General features: G+C 35.7%; 15 protein-coding genes. All 15 read left to right on the top strand.

Annotation, left to right across the window (positions count from 1 at the left end; translation table 11 throughout):
* Positions 1-19 precede the first annotated feature (19 nt).
* The 15 genes from BBH99_RS21345 (at position 20) to BBH99_RS21275 (ending at position 14,962) form a co-directional block, all read left to right on the top strand.
* Positions 20-319 carry an FtsB family cell division protein gene (locus BBH99_RS21345; protein WP_066700431.1) on the top strand — a complete coding sequence of 100 codons (300 nt, stop codon included), beginning with the start codon at positions 20-22 and terminating at the stop codon, positions 317-319.
* Between the two features lie 110 nt (positions 320-429).
* Complete coding sequence (locus BBH99_RS21340; protein ID WP_066700429.1) at positions 430-1,593, top strand: methylmalonyl-CoA mutase family protein; 1,164 nt, start codon at positions 430-432, stop codon at positions 1,591-1,593.
* A 149-nt stretch (positions 1,594-1,742) separates the two neighbouring features.
* The gene (locus BBH99_RS21335; RefSeq protein WP_449384791.1) at positions 1,743-2,888 is read left to right on the top strand and encodes a class I SAM-dependent methyltransferase; all 1,146 of its coding nucleotides are present in this window, start codon (positions 1,743-1,745) and stop codon (positions 2,886-2,888) included.
* 136 nt (positions 2,889-3,024) lie between these two features.
* Entirely contained in the window at positions 3,025-3,303 is a 279-nt protein-coding gene (locus tag BBH99_RS21330) for a hypothetical protein (RefSeq protein ID WP_066700425.1), read from the top strand.
* Positions 3,304-3,474: 171 nt separating this feature from the next.
* Complete coding sequence (locus BBH99_RS21325; protein WP_066700423.1) at positions 3,475-4,854, top strand: dipeptidase; 1,380 nt, start codon at positions 3,475-3,477, stop codon at positions 4,852-4,854.
* 243 nt (positions 4,855-5,097) lie between these two features.
* Positions 5,098-6,015 (top strand): T9SS type A sorting domain-containing protein, encoded by a 918-nt coding sequence (locus BBH99_RS21320; RefSeq protein ID WP_066700421.1) that lies wholly within the window; start codon positions 5,098-5,100, stop codon positions 6,013-6,015.
* 79 nt (positions 6,016-6,094) lie between these two features.
* On the top strand, positions 6,095-6,802 hold the full coding sequence (locus BBH99_RS21315; protein WP_066700420.1) for an SDR family oxidoreductase: 708 nt from the start codon (positions 6,095-6,097) through the stop codon (positions 6,800-6,802).
* A 197-nt stretch (positions 6,803-6,999) separates the two neighbouring features.
* Complete coding sequence (locus BBH99_RS21310) at positions 7,000-7,746, top strand: electron transfer flavoprotein subunit beta/FixA family protein (protein ID WP_066700419.1); 747 nt, start codon at positions 7,000-7,002, stop codon at positions 7,744-7,746.
* 131 nt (positions 7,747-7,877) lie between these two features.
* A complete protein-coding gene (locus BBH99_RS21305; RefSeq protein WP_066700418.1) occupies positions 7,878-8,825 on the top strand; it encodes an electron transfer flavoprotein subunit alpha/FixB family protein in 948 nt (315 codons plus the stop codon).
* A gap of 191 nt (positions 8,826-9,016) precedes the next feature.
* Entirely contained in the window at positions 9,017-9,616 is a 600-nt protein-coding gene (locus BBH99_RS21300) for a bifunctional nuclease family protein (protein ID WP_066700414.1), read from the top strand.
* A gap of 20 nt (positions 9,617-9,636) precedes the next feature.
* Positions 9,637-11,019, top strand: a complete 1,383-nt coding sequence (locus BBH99_RS21295) for a nucleoside permease (RefSeq protein ID WP_066700412.1) — start codon at positions 9,637-9,639, stop codon at positions 11,017-11,019.
* Positions 11,020-11,312: 293 nt separating this feature from the next.
* The gene (locus BBH99_RS21290) at positions 11,313-11,717 is read left to right on the top strand and encodes a hypothetical protein (RefSeq protein ID WP_066700408.1); all 405 of its coding nucleotides are present in this window, start codon (positions 11,313-11,315) and stop codon (positions 11,715-11,717) included.
* Between the two features lies 1 nt (position 11,718).
* On the top strand, positions 11,719-12,129 hold the full coding sequence (locus tag BBH99_RS21285; RefSeq protein ID WP_066700407.1) for a hypothetical protein: 411 nt from the start codon (positions 11,719-11,721) through the stop codon (positions 12,127-12,129).
* 57 nt (positions 12,130-12,186) lie between these two features.
* Positions 12,187-13,365 carry an acetyl-CoA C-acyltransferase gene (locus BBH99_RS21280; RefSeq protein WP_066700405.1) on the top strand — a complete coding sequence of 393 codons (1,179 nt, stop codon included), beginning with the start codon at positions 12,187-12,189 and terminating at the stop codon, positions 13,363-13,365.
* Between the two features lie 106 nt (positions 13,366-13,471).
* Positions 13,472-14,962, top strand: a complete 1,491-nt coding sequence (locus BBH99_RS21275; RefSeq protein ID WP_066700402.1) for an MFS transporter — start codon at positions 13,472-13,474, stop codon at positions 14,960-14,962.
* The last annotated feature ends 292 nt before the right edge of the window (positions 14,963-15,254 follow it).

Below are 15,254 nucleotides of genomic sequence, written 5' to 3'. Positions count from 1 at the left end.
ATCTGAAACATTCAAACTTATCCAGAAATATGTGTTGAATAAGTATACCATTACGATCTGTCTGTTTTTGGTATGGATGATTTTCTTCGACAAAACCTCATTTCTTGTAATTAACGAACTGAACGGTGAGATTCATAAATACGAAGATCAATTGGAGTATTACAAAAAAGAATACGAAAAGAATGATGCCTTCTATAAAAAACTGATGAACAACAAATCAGAAAAGGAAAAATACGCAAGAGAAAACTATTTCATGAAGAAACCGAATGAAGAAATCTTCATTTTGGTGGTCGACAGCACGAAAGTCGCTAAGAAATAAGACAATGGTATAAATGTCAATAGTGAATGGTAAATTGGGGATGTTTGAAGGGTACTATTCACTTGCGGAGCAAAATTCACCATAGACAATTCACAACTTAAACAAAACTAATGTCAAATACAGCTACACTTCCAAACTGGGAAAATTTAGTAAAAAAACAGCTTAAAACAGAAGATATTTACCTTATTCTGGAAAAAGAAAATCTGGAAGGAATAGAAGTAAAACCTTTCTATACGGAGGTTAAAAAACCTTTGGTAAACCTGCCAAGAGTTGAAGAAAGTACCCATTTGGTAGCCAGATATCATGAAAGTCTGGAAGACGAAGTATTTGCATTTTTACTTGATCAGAATGTAGAAAATCTTACTGAGAAGACCATTTTTGTTAACAATAAAGAGCTTGCAGGGCATATTACCCCTCAGGATGAAGACCAATATTTTTCTTTAATTGATGTTTTTAATGAAAAAAAGGCTACTATTGACGATCAATTAGCAAAAGAGCTATTGGCAAAAGGATTTAAAAGAAGTATCTGTGTAGATATTTCTCTGCATCAGAATGCAGGTGCTGCCATCTATCAGCAGCTAGGAGTTGCTTTGGCTAAAACAAAAGAACTGGCAGAAGTATATGGCGCTGAAGTTCTCAATAAATTAATCTTCAGAATTGCTGTTGGGGGAAATTATTTCTTCGAAATGGCGAAATTAAGAGCCTTTAAAATGGTTTTTAATCAACTTTCCAAGGAATATGGTCTGGATGAAGTTCCTTACATCTTTGCAGAGACTTCCCTGAGAAATAAGGCCGTTTCTGACAACGAAAACAACCTGATCCGTTCTACATTGGAACTGGCTTCAGCAATGATTGGTGGAGCAGATGCCGTTTTTACAAACAACTATCTTGTTGACAGAAGTACAGATAACTCAGAAGAAATTTCTTTCAAGCAGCAGATTGTATTAGCTTACGAAAGTATTATCAATGTATTTGAAGATGCTGCTAACGGGAGTTACTATATTGAAGATATCACTCAACAGATTGCAGACAAGTCATGGGCTTTATTTGTTGAAATAGAGGAAGCAGGCGGTTATCTTGAGCTTTTAAAGCAAGGAGTTATCCAGAAAAAGATCTACGATCATGCTATTGAAGAGCAGCAATGGATTGAAGAAGGGAAAATAAAGCTGATCGGAGTTAATTTATACCCAAAACTAGAAGTTAAAAAGTCCATCAGTGATCTATACAACGAAAAAGAAATAAAAGCCGTTCGTTGGGCAGAAATGTTTGAATAAGAGGCCTTAAATACACTGAGATGCTTCGACTCCGCTCAGCCTGACAGCGCTACAAATTAACCGTTAAAATAAAGCAGTTAGTATTAGAATTGTCATGCTGAGCGGAGTCGAAGCATTTTAACCCAATGAATGTAAATCTGCGAAAATCTGTGGTTAAATTATTAAATAAAGAAGTTCAAAATTATATCCATGCAAATCTAAAAACAGATCTGCACTCATTACTCTTAAAGAAATCTCCTTTTTCTGATGTTTCTATGCAGGAAATTGTGCAACAGATCAAAGGAAAACAGGTGGCGGAAAAAAAATTTCCTTTCTTGTTGAAGGAGGGAATCCTCTTTCCACCGCAGCTCAATATGGAGCAGTCTTCATCTGAAAAGACTGCACTTTATAAATCTCAGATTTTAAAAGGAAAAAAATTTATAGACCTTACCAGTGGCTTTGGAATTGACGCTTATTATTTATCTCAAAACTTTGAAGATATTACTTTAATAGAGCAGAATGCAGAGCTTTTAGAGATCGTTGAGCACAACTGGGCTATCCTTGGAAAGAAAGCAAGGTTTATCAATCAGAAATTAGAGGATTTTTTGGATGAAAATCAGGAAAATTTTGATACCGTTTATTTGGACCCGGCCCGAAGAGATCAGAATAAAAATAAAGTCTTTCTTTTAGAAGATCTTTCCCCCAATATCCTTGAAATTCAGGAAAACTTAATGTCAATATCTGAGCAGGTGATTATTAAACTCTCTCCTCTGATTGATTTGAAGTACCTTGTTTCGGTTTTGCCCAATATTTTCAGGCTTGATATTATCGCTCTTAAAAATGATGTAAAAGAAGTGGTAGTCTTCCTATCCAAGGAAAATAAGAAAGGGATGATAGGCAACTGTGTGAACCTTGAAAGCGGAGAATCTGCCTTTAGTTTTACATTTGGGGAGGAAGAAAATGCTCAGTCGGAATATGCTGAACCTGAAAAATTCATTTATATTCCCAACAATACCATTTTAAAGGCGGGGATTTTCAATTTAATTTCTGAAAAATTCGGAGTTAAAAAACTACATCCCAATACCCATATTTATACTTCTCCTGAAAAGATAACCGAATTTCCGGGAAGAATTTTTGAAATGGAAATTGTTGATTCTAAAAAGATTAAAAAGAAAGGGCAATACAATATTATTTCAAAGAATTATCCTTTAAAACCTGAGGAAATAAAGAAGAAATACGGATTAAAAGATGGTGGAAATGACTACCTTATTTTTACACAATCCAAAAAAGGGAAAATTATTTTAAAATCAGTATAAAAATGTTGCCAAAAGAAACAGGATTTCTTAATTTTGGGCAATCAAAAATTTGAGCTGGAAATCGCTTGCTGTATTAGATTCGGAGGAGACTAAAATAGTGCGGTTTCGTATGATATTTAAAAAATAAATTTTACATATGAAAAAATTAGTTATATGTTTAGCGATTGCAACGGTAGCTGTAAGCTGTAAAAAAGTACCGCAGGGTGGAAACAGAGGTGCTTTAAAACTTGAAGAAGGAGTGGAAAGATACTCTGATGACCACCAGGGTGGAGAAGCTCATGCTACTACCCATGAAGCTGCTGCTGAGCACAAGGAAGACGCTGCAAAACCAGAAGCTGCAGCCCCTAAAACAGACAGTACTGCTGCTGCAAAGCCTGCTGAAAAAAAGGAAGAGGCTCCAAAAGCTGAACACTAATTATGAGTATACCATATAAAAAATGCCCTGTTTATTTACAGGGCATTTTTTATTTTTTAAAATCACTAACGGAACAATTATCAGGAAATAATCTCTTTCTTTAGAAAATCCTGTGTTTTTACTTGGTCCAGCGGTGCATTTTTTTTAATTTTAGCAAAATAAAATTTTACAATGCAAGAGACATTAAATTACATCAATGAAAACAAGCAGCGTTTCGTGGATGAATTATTTGAGTTATTGAGAATTCCTTCTATTTCTGCAGATCCGGCGTATAAAGATGATGTATTGAAGTGTGCGGATGTATGTGCAGAACACCTTAAGAATGCAGGAGCTGATAATGTTGAAATATGTGAAACTAAAGGTTACCCTATCGTTTTCGGAGAAAAAATTATAGATACAAACCTTCCAACGGTATTGGTTTACGGACACTACGACGTGCAGCCTGCTGATCCATTGGAATTATGGAGAAAACCACCTTTTGAGCCTTATATCGAGAAAACGGAACTTCACCCGGACGGAGCTATCTTCGCAAGAGGAGCTGCAGATGATAAAGGACAGTTCTTTATGCACCTGAAAGCGTTTGAAGCGATGATGAGAACCAATACACTTCCTTGTAACGTTAAATTTATTTTGGAAGGAGAAGAAGAAGTAGGATCTGTAAGCTTAGGTGACTTTGTGAATGAAAACAAAGAAAAACTGTCTTGCGATTGTATTCTGATTTCGGATACACATATCTACAGCAACGAGCAGCCAACTGTTACAACAGGTTTAAGAGGATTAAGCTATGTGGAAGTAGAAGTGGAGGGCCCCAACAGAGATCTTCACTCAGGACTTTACGGTGGAGCCGTTCCAAACCCGATCCACGTATTGTCTAGAATGATTGCTAACCTTATTGATGAAGACGGGCATATCACGATTGATGGTTTCTACGATAACGTTGAGATTGTATCTGATGCAGACAGAGCAGAAATGAATAAACTGAAGGACAATCCTGAAGAATTCAAAAAATCAATCGGATTAAGTAATATTGAAGGAGAAAAAGGATATACAACCTTAGAAAGAGCTTCTATCCGTCCTACTTTAGACTGTAATGGGATTTGGGGTGGATATACAGGAGAAGGTGCTAAAACAGTAATCCCTTCCAAGGCTTTTGCTAAAATTTCAATGCGTTTGGTTCCTTACCAGACTCCGGAAGAAATTACAGAAAAATTTACAAAGTATTTCGAGAAAATTGCTCCGGATACTGTAAAAGTGAAAGTAACCCCTCACCACGGTGGAATGCCTTATGTATTACAAAGCGATACCAAAGAATTCTTAGCAGCTAAAAAAGCGATGGAAACTGCATTTGGTAAAGAAGTATTGCCATACAGAAGTGGTGGAAGTATTCCAATTACAGCCATGTTTGAGAAGGTTTTAGGAGCTAAGTCAGTATTGATGGGCTTCGGACTGGATTCTGATGCGATCCACTCTCCAAACGAACACTACGGGTTATTTAATTTCTATAAAGGAATTGAAAGTATTCCGTTGTTTTTTGAAAATTATTCAAAATAAATATTGTAGCATATAATATATAGCATAAGGCACTTCTTAGAAGTGCCTTATTTTTTTGAATTGTTGACAGGCCGAAAGTAAAGAATAAACTTAAAAAATATTTTAGATTTAATTAGAATAAGAACAAAATACGCTCTGTCAACAGTTAAATTCATTGATAATAAAAGCTTTATTTTTTATTTTCTGCAGAGTTATTTCACTATTCAAGGAAAGTTTATACTTTTATTCCAAACTTGAAAACTAATGAAAAAAATCTACTCAATCGCGTGCTCTTTATTGGCAGTACTTTCTTTCGCGCAGCAAGCGGTTTCCTTTGAAGATAACGAAGGGTTTACATCGGGGAATATTCATGGACAGGGAACATGGATCAGTACTCCTACCGGAGGAAATCCTGAAAATGTTATCCATCAGACAATCAGTACAGATATGGCGACCAATGGCAGTATGGCATTGAAGATTGTCCGGGAATCTGTTTATGGCGTTCAGTCGGAACCTATTATTGGTGGGTTTTATAATCTGACAACACCACTTAGTAGTACTAATTTCTCAGTTTCATTTGATATTAATATGTCCGAACTCAATGAGTCCATATTTGGATTTCAAGGAATAGATAATACTGGTGAACAGACTGTTGTAAGGGTTGATTTTGATAAAACCGGAATAGTAAAGGTATTAAGTAATACTTCAGGAGCTCAGAGTATGGCTGCTACATCAGGGCTTTGGTCTCCTAATACTTGGCATAGATGTAAGGTGGTAGGAACAGCAATAGAGGTTAGATATTATCTGGATAATCTTTTAATTTATACTGAACCAGTTTCAAATCCTCTTCCTATGGATCAATTAAGATTTGTTCACAATAATGGCATTGCTACGGCTTACTTTGATAATATTAAGATTAATAATGAATTGGCTCTGACTGTTAAAGAAGCAAAACTAGATACCAAAACATTAGCTTTATATCCTAATCCTGCAACCGATATTCTTACGATTAAATCAAAAGAAAAAGTAAACAAAGTAGAAGTTTATGATATCAACGGAAGAAAAGTAAATGTAGATTTGGATGAGGATAAGGTAAATGTTAAAAACCTGAATCCGGGAAGTTATATCATTAATATTGAAACCAAAGAGGGGAAAATAACTGAGAAGTTTATTAAAAAATAATACCTGATAAATCTTAGGATCATGAAGACGCTCCAATTGGGGCGTTTTTGTTATTTTAGAGGAATAAATTGTAAAGAATATGTCAGAAAATAAAACAGCATATATAACGGGAGGAACCAAAGGAATAGGTTTCGGAATAGCGAAAATCCTGCTTGAAAATGGAATTTCAGTAGCATTTTCAGGAAGAAAGAGAGAAGATGTCATGAAAGCGGAAGAAGCGCTTAAACAATATTCTGACAACGTTCTGGGAATTGTTTCCGATGTGAGAAATCTTGAAAGCGAAGCCGAAGCTATAAAATATACCATTGAAAAATTCGGAAGACTGGATTATGTAATTGCCAATGCTGGTTTGGGAATATTCAAGCCTGTAGATGAATTATCTGCAGAAGAGTGGAATGATATGATAGAAACTAATCTTACCGGTGTTTTTTATACCTTAAAAGCCTCTGTAGAAGAACTTAAAAAGACAGAAGGATATTATATTACCATCTCAAGTCTGGCAGGAGCCAATTTCTTTGAAAACGGAACAGGTTACAACGCCTCAAAATTCGGAGTGGTAGGGTTTACACAGGCTGCTATGATTGATTTGAGAAAATACAATATCAAATCTACCGTCATTATGCCGGGGTCTGTGGCTACTTATTTTAATGGAAATATACCCTCAGAAAAAGACAGTTGGAAGATTCAGCCCGAAGATATGGGGAATCTGATATTGGATATTGTAAAGATGAATCCGAGGGTTTTACCTAGTAAAATAGAGTTTAGAGCAACAAAACCAGCTCCATAAGTACATTTAATGTATTGAATAATAATTTAATAAGTATTATGCATGCATAATATATTTTTTATTTATATTAGCAAAAATTAATTCAAACAAAATCGCTGCATAAAGTACCGTGATTTTGAGTTGAAAGAGGAAAATAAAATAGCACACATGAAACCGTAAGGTTGCATATGACCAAATAAAAAAATTAAGAACAACATATGAAAATATTAGTTTGTATTAGTAGTGTTCCGGATACTACTTCCAAAATTAACTTTACAGCAGATAAATCTGCTTTCGACAAGAACGGAATTCAGTGGGTAATTAACCCGCTAGATGAATTTGCGTTGACAAAAGCGGTTAAACTTCAGGAATCTCAGGGAGCAACGGTAACGGTAATCAACGTAGGTGATGCTGGTACAGAACCTGTAATCAGAAAAGCTTTGGCAATAGGAGCTAATGATGCAGTAAGAGTAAACCTAGACCCAAAAGATAGCTACTCAACAGCAAAAGAAATTGCTGCTGTAGCTCAGAACGGAGGATATGATCTGATCCTTTGCGGAAAAGAATCTATTGATTATAACGGTGGTTCTGTACCGGGAATGGTAGCTCAGTTATTGAACCAACCTTTTGTAAACGCATCAGTAGGATTAGATGTAAACGGAAGCGAAGCAACTGCCGTAAGAGAAATTGAAGGTGGAAAAGAAACTATTTCTGTTAAATTACCAGCAGTTATCGCAGGTCAGAAAGGATTGGTAGACGAAAAAGATCTGATCATTCCAAATATGAGAGGGATTATGTCTGCAAGAACAAAACCTTTACAAGTAGTAGAGCCTACTTCTTCTGAAGTTAAAGTTCAGGGAGTGTCTTATGACAGTGTTCCACCAAGAGCTGCCGTGAAAATGGTTTCTCCAGACAATTTGGATGAATTGGTAAGATTACTTCACGAAGAAGCTAAAGTAATTTAATAAGAACCAAGTAAAAAGTAAAAAGATTCATGAGGATTTAATGTGAAATAGGAATGATCTCATTTACATTAATATCCAATGTATTCGGAAAACCTTGAATCTTGAACGTTAAACCTTAAACAAAATTTAAAATGGCAGTATTCGTATACGCAGAAAATATAAACGGAGTTTACAAAAAAGCAGCTTTTGAAGCAGTTTCTTATGCTAAAGCAATTGCAGATAAAGCAGGAGATACCGTTACAGCAATCTCTGTAAACCCTACAGATTCTTCAGATTTATTATACAAATATGGAGCATCAAATGTTATCAATATCAAAGACGAAGGTCTTAAAAACTTCTCAGCGAAAGCATTTGCACAGGCTGTAAACGAAGTAGCAAACGGAAATATCATCGTTTTCCCTCACACTACAGATGCTTCTTCAGTAGCTCCAATGTTAGCTGTAATGAAGAATTATTCTTTAATTACCAACGCATTAGAAGCTCCTGAAAGCCTTTCTCCTTTCCAAGTGAAGAGAAAAGCATTCTCAGGAAAAGGATTTATGCATGCAAAAGCTGAAGGAAACGGAGTGATTGTAACTGTTTCTCAAAATGCTTTCGGTGTTAAAGAAAACGCTGTATCAGGTTCAGAAGAAGTGAAAAACTTATCTGTAGCGAATGATGATACTAAAGTAATTTCTCACGAGCAGAGTTCAGGAAAATTAGACCTTAAAGAAGCTGAAATAGTTGTTTCTGCAGGGAGAGGAATGAAAGGACCTGAAAACTGGGGAATGATTGAAGATTTAGCAAACGTTTTAGGAGCAGCTACAGCTTGTTCCAAGCCGGTTTCTGATATCGGATGGAGACCTCACACAGAACACGTTGGACAAACAGGTAAAGCTATTGCACCTAATCTTTATATTGCAGTTGGTATTTCAGGGGCAATTCAGCACTTGGCTGGGGTGAACTCTTCAAAAACTATCGTAGTGATCAATAATGACGCTGAAGCACCATTCTTCAAGTCTGCTGATTACGGAGTAGTAGGAGATGCTTTCCAGATTATTCCTGCTTTAACAGAGAAAATTAAAGCAATCAAAGGATAAAATTTAAGAATGAATAGTCAACTCATTTTGCTTGTCAGTTTTTGGAAAAATTAAAAATTCATTTACGAAATAAAATTGGCAGTTGACCATTCATAATTCTTCACCATACAAATAAAAGCTCGGCTTTCCGGGCTTTTATTTTTGTGCAAAAAAGTGAAATCACAATAAAAAATTAATCTATATTTGTAGCTATGGATTATAAGCAGCTAATTATTCGCGGAATATCGTACAGCCAAACCCAATCGGGGGCGTACGCATTGTTACTGGAGCATGAGGAAACACACATAAAATTACCTGTTGTTATAGGAAATTTCGAAGCTCAATCTATCTCTCTTGGACTGGAAAAAGATATCCATCCACCGCGCCCACTTACTCACGACTTATTCTCAAAATTTATTGTTTCAGCCAATTATGAGTTGGTCTCTGTAATCATTTACCAGATTGTAGATGGGGTATTCTTTTCCAATATAAACTTTAAAAATAAAGTTAATGATGAAGAACTCATCCTTGATGCAAGAACTTCTGATGCCGTTGCTATGGCAGTGAGATTCGATGCTCCTATTTTTACCACTCAGCAGGTTTTGAACGAAGCCGGAATCTTATTAGAGCTGGAAGATGTATCAAGAGAAGAACAGACCTTCTCAGAAACAGTTCCTACTGAAGACAACCTAAAATCCCTTTCCATGGAGGAACTTCAGAAGTTACTTGATGACGCTGTTAAAGAAGAAGATTATGATACTGCCCTTGAAATTCAGGAAGAAATCAAGAGGAGGAAAAAGAAAATTGACTAAAAGAGATACTTTATATAAAAATGAATTTAAAATTACGACTGACCATCCTCAGTTTTCTCCAGTTTTTTGTATGGGGAGCGTGGCTGATTACGATGGCGAACTTCTGGTTTGGTACTAAACATTGGGAAGGAACACAGTTTGGAGCTGTTTTCGGAACCATGGGAATTGCTTCTATTTTTATGCCAACCATTACTGGAATTATTGCAGACCGTTGGATAAACGCCGAGCGCATCTTTTCAGTATTACACATTCTTTACGGGGCTATTCTTTTCATTTTGCCACACTCTGCAGATCCTAATTCTTTCTTTTCGGTGATGCTTGTTGCAATGTGTTTTTATATGCCTACTATTGCTTTAGCCAATTCAATTTCCTACACTATTTTAAAGAATAACAATATGGATGTGGTGAAAGATTTTCCACCAATCCGTGTATGGGGAACCATTGGTTTCATTGTAGCCATGTGGATCACTAACCTTAGTGGAAATAAAGCAACTGAAGGACAGTTTTATATTGGAGGAGCTGTAGCTATATTCTTAGGGATTTATGCTCTTACTTTACCAAAATGTCCTCCACAAAAGTTAATTGATAAAAACTCTCCATTATCCGAGCAATTAGGATTAAATGCTTTTAAGCTTTTCGGAAACTATAAAATGGCTTTGTTCTTTTTATTTTCTATGCTTTTAGGAGCAGCACTTCAATTAACAAATGCCTATGGAGATGTGTTCTTAAGTGAATTTGCACATTTTCCAAAATATGCTGATTCATTTGTAGTACAGAGATCTACCATTATCATGTCAATTTCCCAGGTTTCTGAAACCTTATTTATCCTGGCAATTCCTTTCTTCCTGAAGAAATTCGGTATTAAAAAAGTGATGCTAATGTCTATGCTGGCATGGGTATTAAGATTCGGTTTCTTTGCATATGGAGTACCGGAAGGGTTCGGTTTATCTTTAATTATCCTTTCATGTATCGTATACGGGATGGCCTTCGATTTCTTTAATATTTCAGGTTCCCTTTTCGTTGAAACTACAACAGATAAAAATATACGTTCCTCTGCTCAGGGATTGTTTATGATGATGACTAATGGTTTTGGAGCTGTTTTTGGAAGCTACATTGCAGGTTGGGCGATTGATAAATTCTTTACCCATAAGTTTACAACAGCTACAGAATTGTCAACCTACCTGGAAACATCACCGGATAATCCTACATTCTTAGAAATTCTAAAGAATAGCTTTAATGCGGTTGTTAATGCAGACGGAACGCTTTCTTCAGCGGTTATGGTAAAAGACTGGCATCAGATCTGGCTTTCATTTGCTATCTATTCATTAGTTTTAGCTATATTTTTTGCTGTGCTGTTTAAACATAAGCATAAACCTGAAGATGTATCTTCAATAAAACATTAATTCAATTAATAACAATACACTATAGAATTGCACTTTCTTATTGAAAGTGCAATTTTTATTTTAAACCATTTCATAATCAGGCTATCTGCTGATAAGAAAAAATGTGAATCAAAAATTATGATAACGATCAGATGTTGTTTTTAATTCATTAATATATTTGAAATATTGTTGATGAATATTCAATAGTAGGGTTTTTTTATTGTAACTAATGATTGTTAGGAAGCGGAAATACATGTTTGATAACACATGATTTGAAAATGTGTTTTTTTTCGTATTTTGGCACTTTAGTAAATATGAAAAATATACAGTTATTAGGATTGTTATTAGTGGTTGTAGGAAGTTTTCTGCCTTTGGTACACGTACCCATCATAGGAAACTGGAATTATTGGAAACTAGACCACTATTTGGCTATAGCATGCTGGATTTTTGCCGCATGTGCCGTTTTTGGAATTGTCAATAACAATGCAAAAATCGTTAGGTTTTTTGGGGTCCTGCTTATTCTGTTATTTGCATTCACTCTGGTGGCTGTTAAACTACAGTCTTTAGATTACTTCAGCTTTTTGCCGTTTAAATCATGGAGGGAAGCTTTTGCAGGAATTGTGAAGTTGAAATGGGGCTGGATTGTAGAATTTCTAGGAGCCTTTTTAATGGTTTTTGCTGGAAATAGTAAAAAAGTAAATCAACGAACTCAAATATAATATGAATCTTTTAAAAGTATCTTTAGCTGGGGTGTTATTGTTGATGGCTGCACAAGCTAAATCTCAGCAAACAGAACAGAAAAAACCGGATAATCCGGCAAAATGTGCCAATATAAAAGAAGGTAAATTTCTAAGAGCTAATTATCCTGAATCTTTATGGTACATGACTATTAAAGATAATATTCAGACTGAATATATGAACAATGGGAAGGATTATATTAAATCAACATTGGTTTTTATAGATGATTGCAACTATAAAGCAATTGTTTTGGAGAAATCTGATAAAAATGATCCCGTACAAATTGGTGATGTTTTTAACAACAAAGTCATAGCAACCCAGGATAATCTACTGAAAGTTAATATGAAGGTTGAAAACTCTCAGTTTGATGTTGTATACGTAAAAGTAAAATAAATTTAATGATAAAGATGAAGCTCAGGCTTCGTTTTGGCTAAAATAAAAATTATATACATGAAAGAAGTATTCATTGTTTCCGCAGTAAGAACACCTATGGGGAGTTTTATGGGAAGTTTGTCAACAGTTCCGGCTACTAAATTAGGAGCTACTGCTGTAAAAGGAGCATTAGATAAAATTGGTTTAGATCCTGCTAACGTTCAGGAGATTTATATGGGGAATGTACTACAGGCAGGAGAAGGTCAGGCACCGGCTCGTCAGGTAGCATTAGGAGCAGGTCTTTCTATCAATACCCCTTCCACTACAGTAAATAAAGTATGTGCTTCAGGAATGAAGGCTGTAACAATGGCTGCACAGGCTATTAAAGCAGGTGATGCGGAAGTAATTGTTGCAGGAGGTATGGAAAATATGTCTTTGGTTCCTCACTATTATAACGCAAGAGTAGCTACAAAGCTGGGAGATATCAAAATGCTTGACGGTATGGTACTGGACGGTCTTACAGATGTTTACAACAAAGTACACATGGGCGTATGTGCAGAGAAGTGTGCTGCTGATTATAACATTACAAGAGAAGATCAGGATAATTTCGCTATAGAATCTTATAAGAGATCTGCAAAAGCTTGGAGCGAAGGAAAGTTCAATGACGAAATTGTACCGGTTTCTATTCCTCAGAGAAAAGGAGAGCCGGTAATTTTTGCTGAAGATGAAGAGTACAAAGCAGTAAACTTCGACAGAATTTCAACGCTTCCTACAGTTTTCAAAAAAGAAGAAGGAACAGTAACAGCGGCTAATGCATCTACATTGAATGATGGAGCCTCAGCATTAATCCTTGTTTCTAAAGAGAAATTGGAAGAATTAGGATTAAAACCATTAGCTAAGATCGTTTCTTACGCTGATGCAGCACAGGAACCTGAAAACTTTACAACTGCTCCGGCAAAAGCATTACCTATCGCTCTTAAAAAAGCAGGATTAGAAGTATCTGATATCGATTTCTTCGAGTTCAATGAGGCTTTCTCAGTAGTAGGACTGGCTAACAACAAGATCTTAGGATTAGACGCTTCTAAAGTAAACGTAAACGGTGGAGCGGTAGCATTAGGACACCCACTGGGAAGTTCAGGTTCAAGAATCATCGTTACATTAATCAACGTATTGAAACAAAACAATGCCAAATACGGTGCAGCAGCTATCTGCAACGGTGGTGGAGGTGCTTCTGCTATCGTGATTGAAAATATCTAATATTCTGTTTCAGAATATATTACCATTAAGGAATCGATAATTTTTTTAAAAACTTATCCATTTCTTAATGGTTTTTCTATTTTTGTGCTACTAATATTTATTTGAAATGTCTGAAACTGAGAATCGACAACCCAACAACATAAAGAATAATCCGAAGATTATGAAAGCCTGGGCGGTATATGACTGGGCCAACTCTGTGTACTCCCTGGTTATTACTTCCACCATTTTCCCCATTTATTACTCTATTCTTACCACAGCGTATGAGAAAAAAGAATATGTGACGGAAACCAAAAAATGGATAGATGTACCCGTAAGGCATGCCATCAAAATTTTCGGGAACGAATACCAGCCTGATGCTGTGTATGGATATTCATTAACCATCTCATTCTTCATCGTAGTATTATTATCGCCGTTTTTATCTTCGCTGGCAGATACTATTGGAAATAAAAAATCATTCCTGCAGTTTTTCTGTTACCTGGGAGCAACATCTTGTATGGGATTAGCCATGTTCACAGGAATGCATAATGTTTTCCTGGGGCTTTTATTCAGTATTACAGCCAGTGTCGGCTTCTGGGGAAGTCTGGTATTCTATAACTCTTTCCTTCCGGATATTGCAACGCCGGACAGGCAGGATGCACTCTCTGCAAGAGGGTACGTTTATGGATATATTGGTTCCGTTGTACTAGTGGTAATCTGTTTAGTATTGATTCAGGTTTTTGCTAAAGGGGCAGCACAGCAGTTACTATTTACGAGAATAAGTTTCCTATTAACCGGAGCGTGGTGGTTTGGGTTCTCCCAATATACCTTCAAGCACCTTCCTCAGTTTGGAGACGTAAAAGATAAACTTCCTAAAGATCTTGTATTATTAAACTATAAAAATATCTTCAAAAAGCATGAAGAGCAAGGCGGGTTCTTTGAAGTATTAAAAGATAATATGAGCTTTTACAAGGATATTGCCAAAGAAAGTTTTCATGAATTATACAAAGTAGGTGGAGAACTTTTTAAAGATAGAAATCTGAAGTTCTTCCTATCCAGCTTCTTCTTTTACAGTGTAGGAATGCAGACCATTTTTCTTATGGCAACCTTGTTTGGGAAAAGTGAAATCAATTTAGCCCAGGATAAACTAATCGGAACGCTATTAGTGATCCAGATTGAAGCTATAATCGGGGCGGTGATCTTCTCAAGATTATCCAAAAGAATCGGAAACAGAAACGTAATTTCAATTGCTATTTTCCTATGGATTGTTGCCTGTATTTGGGCTTATTTCCTGAACAAGGAGAATCCAACGGTAGAATATCAGTTCTATGGAGTAGCGGCAGTAGTAGGATTGGTAATGGGTGGTCTTCAGGCGATGTCCAGATCCACTTACTCCAAATTGCTTCCGGAAAACTCGATGGAAAATACCACATATTTCAGTTTCTATGATGTATTGGAAAAGATTGCGATCATCATTGGAACATTTATCTTTGCAACCTTAATCGAACATTTTAATAATATGCGAATTGCAGCATTGTCTATGACCTTGTTCTTCGGCGCAGGATTGATATTGATACGCTTTTTGAAGGTTAAAATGAGAAAAGACAGAGAAACACTATAAAATTAAAAGACGTTATTTTTAACGTCTTTTTTTATTTTTTAACTTAAAATTAATTCCAGCTTAAACAGAGGCAGATTATAAATTAATACAGGATTTTCCTTGATTTGGAGTGTTTTTTGTATATTTATCTTAGTGTTTGGGTAAAGCAGTACCAAAAAACTGATAATTCGGTCCAGGTTTTGCTTATATTCAGCAGAATAATTTTTAACTTTGCAAAAAGATTTATTGTCAATATGACCAACCCTTTATTTTATGCAAAAATAATCCTGTTTGGAGAATATGGAATGATTGA

Origin of the sequence: Chryseobacterium contaminans, from assembly GCF_001684955.1 — a bacterium.
Lineage (GTDB): Bacteria > Bacteroidota > Bacteroidia > Flavobacteriales > Weeksellaceae > Chryseobacterium > Chryseobacterium contaminans.
Note: the sequence above shows the minus strand (reverse complement) of the source record. Positions and strands in the feature narration are given on the sequence as shown.